The organism is Paludibacterium sp. (assembly GCF_019232825.1).
GTDB lineage: Bacteria > Pseudomonadota > Gammaproteobacteria > Burkholderiales > Chromobacteriaceae > Paludibacterium.
Window position 1 is genome coordinate 24543 of record NZ_JAFAND010000055.1, and the last position, 6612, is coordinate 31154.

At 64.4% G+C, this 6612-nt stretch carries 6 protein-coding genes; 3 read left to right on the plus strand and 3 right to left on the minus strand.

The genetic code is table 11. The features are described from left to right. The first annotated feature begins 119 nt into the window (after positions 1-119). On the plus strand, positions 120-1343 hold the full coding sequence (locus tag JOZ06_RS07080) for an MFS transporter (protein ID WP_293230558.1): 1224 nt from the start codon (positions 120-122) through the stop codon (positions 1341-1343). 151 nt (positions 1344-1494) lie between these two features. On the opposite strand, the gene JOZ06_RS07085 is transcribed toward JOZ06_RS07080, so the two are convergent. Both JOZ06_RS07085 and JOZ06_RS07090 read right to left on the minus strand, forming a co-directional pair. After that, a complete protein-coding gene (locus tag JOZ06_RS07085; protein WP_293230561.1) occupies positions 1495-2655 on the minus strand; it encodes a multidrug effflux MFS transporter in 1161 nt (386 codons plus the stop codon). Between the two features lie 30 nt (positions 2656-2685). Then, positions 2686-3195 (minus strand): GNAT family N-acetyltransferase, encoded by a 510-nt coding sequence (locus JOZ06_RS07090; protein ID WP_293230563.1) that lies wholly within the window; start codon positions 3193-3195, stop codon positions 2686-2688. Positions 3196-3438: 243 nt separating this feature from the next. On the opposite strand from JOZ06_RS07090, the gene JOZ06_RS07095 reads away from it, so the two are divergent. Then, positions 3439-4368 carry an AEC family transporter gene (locus JOZ06_RS07095; protein WP_293230566.1) on the plus strand — a complete coding sequence of 310 codons (930 nt, stop codon included), beginning with the start codon at positions 3439-3441 and terminating at the stop codon, positions 4366-4368. Between the two features lie 46 nt (positions 4369-4414). Beyond that, positions 4415-6100: an NAD-dependent malic enzyme gene (locus JOZ06_RS07100; protein ID WP_293230569.1), complete on the plus strand. Its 1686-nt coding sequence runs from the start codon at positions 4415-4417 to the stop codon at positions 6098-6100. Positions 6101-6367: 267 nt separating this feature from the next. On the opposite strand, the gene JOZ06_RS07105 is transcribed toward JOZ06_RS07100, so the two are convergent. Further along, positions 6368-6612 (minus strand): hypothetical protein (locus JOZ06_RS07105; protein ID WP_293230570.1); only part of this gene is annotated, 245 nt, incomplete at its 5' end.

Here is a 6612-nt window from a genome sequence, read left to right on the forward strand (position 1 = left end):
GCCCGCCACGCCACTCCGACAGGCCGTGTGTCAACAATTCGACCATACGGGACTACAATCGAAGTCCTCGTCACTGTCCCCGCGAGCCGGTCCGGCCGGCCGCGGCAACCGTATCGCCCATGACTTCTTCCGTTTCCAGTCCGGCCGGCGGCAAGCTGGTCGCCGGCACGCCGGCCTTTTGGCGTACCGCGCGCGGCATGTTCGCCGGCGGCTTCGGCACCTTTTCCACTTTGTATTGCCTGCAGCCGCTGATGCCGCAGTTCAGCCAAGCATTCGGCATCAGCGCCGCCCACGCCAGCGGCGTGGTGTCGACCGCCACCGCGAGCCTGGCGTTCGGCTTGCTGCCGGCCAGTTGGCTGGCCGACCGTTTTGGCCGCAAGCCGCTGATGGTGATTGCGCTGATGGTGTCGGCGCTGTTGACGCTGGTCTGCGCGTTCTCGGCCAGTTTTGGCCAACTGCTGGTATTGCGCGCGCTGATCGGCTTGGTGCTGGCCGGCTTGCCGGCCACCGGCATGGCCTATCTGGCCGAGGAGATGGAGCCGGCGTCGCTCGGCCGCGTCATGGGGCTGTACGTCGGCGGCAATGCGCTTGGCGGAATGAGCGGCCGTTTTCTGGCCGCGCTGGTCGTGGAGCGCTATAGCTGGCGCGTGGCGTTGGTGGTGATCGGCTTGCTGGGCGTCACGGCGGCGCTGGTCTTCTGGCGCAATTTGCCGCCGTCGCGCCATTTCCGCCCGTCGCGCGGTTCGCTGGGGGCCATGTGGCGCGACGCGCGCGCGCATCTTGGCGATGCCGGCCTGCCGTTGTTGTTTCTGACCTCGTTCGTGCTGATGGGCTGTTTCGTCAGCCTATACAACTATTTGGGCTACCGTCTGGCGGCGCCGCCGTATTCGTTGAGCCCCGGCGTCATCGGCCTGGTGTTCACGCTGTACATGGTCGGTTCGCTGGCCTCGGCCTGGGGCGGCCGTCTGTCCGACCGGCTGGGGCGGCGCAATGTGCTGTGGCTGACCCAGATCATCGTACTGGCCGGCTTGGCGTTGACGCTGGCGACGAGCCTGGTCGCGATCATCGCCGGGCTGGCGCTATGCACCATTGGTTTCTTCGCCGGCCACTCGGTGGCCAGCAGCTGGGTGGGGCTGCGCGCGCGTCAAGGGCGGGCGCTGGCTTCGGCGCTGTATCTGGCCTGCTATTACCTTGGCGGCAGCGTGATCGGCTCGGTGTCCGGCGTGGCTTACGGCGCCTACGCCTGGCCCGGCGTCATCATGCTGTTGGGGCTGATTCAGCTGGGCGGGCTGGCGCTGGCGTTGCGCTTGCGTCAGGTGCAGCCGTTGCCAAGGACGGATTAAGAATCTCTAACAGAACACATTCCGTGGTTGGGTAGCGAGCGTTCGCGAAGCAACGCACGGCCTGTGGGCTCGCGCAAGACGTGCATTGCCTGCGGCGAATGCACGCTACAAAACTCGGGCGGATGCCTGGCCGGTGCTTTTGTTAGAGATTCTAAGTCAGTGGGCGCGCCGTCAGCCGCAGGCAGAGCGCGGACAGCAGGATGATGGCGGCGCCCAGCGCCCATTCGCCCGGTACCGGCAGCGCCGCCAACAGCGCCGACAACACGGCGGCGAACAGCATTTGGCCGCAACCCAGCACCGCGGCCGCGCGGCCGGCCATGGCGCCGAATGGGGCCATGGCCATGCTGCCTGCCGGACCTAGCGCGCAGGCGAAGCCGACGCCGAGCACCCCGACCGGCAGCATATAGTGCCAAGCGCCGGTCTGGCGTGACAGCGCCAGCATCAATACCCCCGCCGACAACATGATCAGCAACCCGGTGCGCACCACCGCGCGCAGCTTGAAACGGCCGATGGTGCGCAGGCTGATGAAGCTGGCTGCCATGATCAACAGCGCATTGGCGCCGAATAGCAGACCGAAGGTGGCGGTGTCGAGGCCGGCGCGAGCGATCAGCACCTCCGGCGCCAGCGTCACGTAGCTGACGATCAGCCCGAGCGCTGACGCGCAGCAGAAGCCGAAGCGCCGCATGGCCGGGTGTGCGATCACGTGCGAAAGCGGCAACGGCGCGCTATCGGCGGGATGCGCGACGCGGGTTTCCGGCATGGCGGCGGCGAGCCCTCCCGCCGCCACGAGCGCCGCGGCCGCCAGAAACCAAAAACAGGCATGCCACCCCCATTGCAGCGTCAGCCAACCGCCCAATGTCGGCGCCAGGGCCGGCACGATATTGAGCGCGCCATTGAGCAGGTTATAGCGACGCGCGGCGGCATCGCCGTTGAAGCGGTCGCGAATGATTGCAAAGGCGCAGACCGCGCTGGCGCTCGCGCCGAGCCCCTGTACCAGCCGTAGCAGCAGAAACGGCGCGAGCGCGGTGCTGCGGCTCGCCAGCCAAGCGCTCGCGGCGTAAAGCGCCAAGCCGCCGAGCGCCACCGGGCGGCGGCCGACGCGATCGGCCAGCGGCCCGAACAGCAATTGGCCCAGCCCCAAGCTGAAAATGAACACGCTGATGCTGGCCGAGGCGTTCGCCTGAAAGTGCTGTTCGATGGCCGGCAACGCCGGCAGATAAAGGTCGATGCCGAGCGGATTGAACAGGATCAGCAGCAGGGCGGCGAGGGTGGCCGCGTCAAGCGGGCGGCGGGGCGGGGCGGCGAGAAACACGGTGTGATGCCGGTAATGGAAAACGCCATCCTAGCAAAGTGGGCCGCCAGGCGAAACGCATGGCGTGCCGGCCGGGTGGTCCGCCTTGGCGGGGTGCGCCAGCAGCCAATAGTCGCCGTCCTCTCCGTGGCCGCGTTCTTGCGCGTGAAAACCTTGCGCGGCATAGAAGCTCAGTGCCGGCACGTTTTGCGCCAGACACTTCAGCGTATAGCGGCGCCGGCCCCAGTCCGGCAGCGCGCCGAGCAGCGCTCGGCCAATGCCGCGGCCTTGCAGGTCGGGCGCGATGAACAGATGGTGAATGAAGTCGTCTTCGGTCCAGACGCTGACGAAGCCGCCGAGGCGGCCGTTGTCCATTTCCGCCACCCACAAGGTCTCTCCATCGGTTTGCTGGCGCAGATCGCCTGGCAGAAAGCGTTCCGGCGACTGCCAGTGGAAAGCTTGGCGCCGGGCATCGAGGAACAGGGTCTCCAGCGCGGGCCAATCGGCACTGCGTACTGGGCGGATGCTTCGCAAAGCGGTGGGTTGCGTGTTTTGAGACATATTGTTGTTCGTGCCCTGGGCATTGTTCGCTGTCGGGAATCCGACATTCGCAGCGGCGGTTTGTCGGAAAACCGACAATTCTCCGGTGCCATCCAAGCGATATTAAAAATAATCTATTTATTTATCAAGTAATTGGCGTTTCTGTGCGCCGTCTGCGCGAGCTGGCATGCGCCGTGCTGTAAGCAAGGTGAACAAGCCTCGACTTGTCAACCACACACACAGCACAAAACAGGAGCGTTACCCATGTTTGCCTCTCTCAACCAGATCTTTCTGTCACTGATTCCGGTGACGTTCGTCATCGTGCTTGGCTGGCTCGCCGGTTACAAGAACATTGTCGATAAAAAGCACAGCAGCACGCTGGCGACGTTCGTGATGAACTTCAGTTTCCCCTGTGGTTTGTTTCTGCTGACCGCGGGCAGCAAGCCGGCGCAATTGTTCAACGGCAACTTCGTTTTGGCGTTCTGGCTCGGCCTGATGGGCATGTACGCCATCAGCTTCGCGATCTACAAATTCGTGCTTGGCCATCAGAGCCATGAAAGCGCTCAGGGCGCCTTCGTCTGCGCCTTCCCCGACATGGCCTTCATGGGCATTCCGATCTTCACCGCTTTGCTTGGCAAGGAGTCGGTGCTGTCGGTGGCCATCGGCAACATCTGCACCAGCCTGATCATGATTCCGGTGGTGACCTGGTTCATGAGCGCGCGCGGCGCCGAAAAGCAGAACCTGGGCAAAATCCTGATGAAGGTGCTGACCAAGCCGCTGGTGTTCGCGCCGGTGTTCGGCATCCTGTTCTCGCTCGCCGGTTTCCCGGTGCCGGAAATGCTCAAGCGCTCGCTGACGCTGATCGGCGGCGCCACCTCGGGCGTATCGCTGTTTGCCCTGGGGCTGATCATGTCGAGCTTCACCATCAAATTCAGCCGCCTGGTCGGCATCAACATCCTGCTGAAGAACATTCTCCATCCGGCGCTGATGATGGGCCTGATCCTGGTCTTCGGCATTACCGGCACCTACGCCAAGCAAGCCTTCCTGCTGACGGCGATGCCGACGGCCACCATGACCACCATGTTCGCGCTCAAGTACGACACGCTGCAGGCGGAGAGCACGAGCTCGGCCATTCTCGGCACCATCCTGTCGTTCCTGACGCTGACCGTGTGCATGGTGCTGGTCGGCGTTTAAGGCATGGCCACCGATTTCTCATCCGAACAGATAACGAGGTTTCAAAATGTGTAGCACTGTGAAAGTCAAAACCGTGGCGCTCAGCGGACACGAATTGCTGGAGCACCCGCTGTTGAACAAAGGCACCGCCTTTACGCAGGAAGAGCGCGACATGCTGGGGCTCAACGGTATGTTGCCGGCCCAGGTGGAGACGCTGGACGAGCAAGTCGAGCGCGCGCTGCAGACCTTGCGCGCACAGCCGGACGCGCTTGCGGGTTACGTCTACCTGCGCAGCCTGATGGACATCAACGAGACGCTGTACTACGCCGTGGTGGAGCGCGACCTGTATGGCATTTTGCCGCTGATTTACACCCCGACCGTCGGCCAGGGCTGCCAGGAGTTCAGTCATATTTTCCGCCGTCCGCGCGGCTTGTTCCTGCGCATGGCCGACCAGGACCGTCTGGACGAGATCTTTGCCAGCGACCGGCTGGACCACGTGCGCTGCATCGTGGTCACCGACGGCGAGCGCATCCTCGGCCTGGGCGACCAGGGCATGGGCGGCATGGGCATCCCCATCGGCAAGCTGGCGATCTATACCGCCTGTGGCGGCATCGATCCGGCCACCACGCTGCCGATCATGCTCGACACCGGCACCAACAACCCGGAACGGCTCAATGACCCGATGTACTTGGGCGCGCGCCACGAACGCGCGCGCGGCGAAGCGTACGACAATTTCATCGATGCCTTCGTGCAGGCAGTGAAGCGCCGTTGGCCGAACGTGCTGCTGCAGTGGGAAGACTTCCACAAAAACAACGCCACCCGCCTGTTGGAGAAGTACCGCGATCAGCTGTGCACCTTCAACGACGACGTGCAGGGTACCGCGTCGATCGCCGCCGGCACGCTGTTGGCGGCGGTGCAGCAAACCGGCGTGCCGCTGACCGAGCAGCGCATCGTGATTCTCGGCGGCGGCTCGGCCGGCATCGGCATCGCCGACCTGATCATGCGCACCATGGTGCAGGAAGGGCTGTCCGAAGCCGAGGCGCGGCGCCGCTTCTACGTGGTCGGCCGCCGCGGTCTGGTGACCGAGCGCACCGACAATCTGGAACCGTTCCAGCAAGCCTGGGCGCAAGACAGCGCGCAGCTTGCCGGCTGGGCGGTGGATCAGCCGGGACAGGCGATGCTGCTCGACGTGGTGCGCAATGTGCATCCGACCGTGCTGGTGGGGGTTTCCGGCCAGGCCGGCGCCTTCCCCGAGGCGGTCATCCGCGAGATGGCAAGCCATTGCCAACGGCCGGTGGTGTTCCCGCTGTCGAATCCGACCTCCTGCGTCGAAGCGCAGCCGGCGGATATCGTGCGCTGGACCGACGGCCGCGCCATCGTCGGCACCGGCAGCCCGTTCGAGCCGTTCGACCATCAAGGGGAGCGTCACTATTTCGCCCAGTGCAACAACTCGTACATCTTCCCGGGCGTGGGCCTGGGGGTGATCGCCTGCGGCGCGCGCCGCATCAGCGACGAGATGTTCATCGCCGCCTCGCGCGCGGTGGCCGAGCTGTCGCCCGCATTGTCCGAAAAGGGCGGTAAGCTGCTGCCGGCGCTGACCGACATGCGCAAGGTGTCGCGCCATGTGGCCCTGGCCGTGGCGCGTCAGGCGCGCGCCGAAGGGGTGATGCCGCAGATGACCGACCGGCAGATCTCCGAGGCCATCGACGCGACGATGTGGCGGCCGGCGTATCAGCCGTACGCGTTGAGCTGATTTAGCTGAAGGGAGTGGGGAGTCGTCAGTAGCAGAGCAAGATCCGACTTCCCTCTCCTTGCAAAAGGAAAGCCCCAAGGTTCGGCACACCCTGGATGAAAGTGGGTGGCTTACTGCTAGGGGCTGGATCGTTCAGATAGTAGGTGTTCATCTCACTGTTGTAAACAAACAGGCGCACCTTGTCTCCGCCATCGTTGAATTCAGTCGTCATTGGGTAAGCTATTCGCTCGATTCGGGGGCGCTGCGGCCCCCGCCTCCGGTTAGGGCTTAATCAGCGGTCAGCACCAAGCATCCCGCCACCTCCCTGGTGCGCGCCTGGCTGGTGAGATAGAGCCAGGACGACTCGGCGTCAATCGGCGCCGACGCCCAATTCAGCCGGCTATCGAAAATCAAGCGGCAGACCGCGGGGTCGCGCTGGGTTTGACGCGGCTCGCACAGCACCGAAATCAACGTCAGCAATCGCTGCTGACGCTGGCGGCGGTTTGTGGCGGAGGAAGGAAGTGCATTACCAT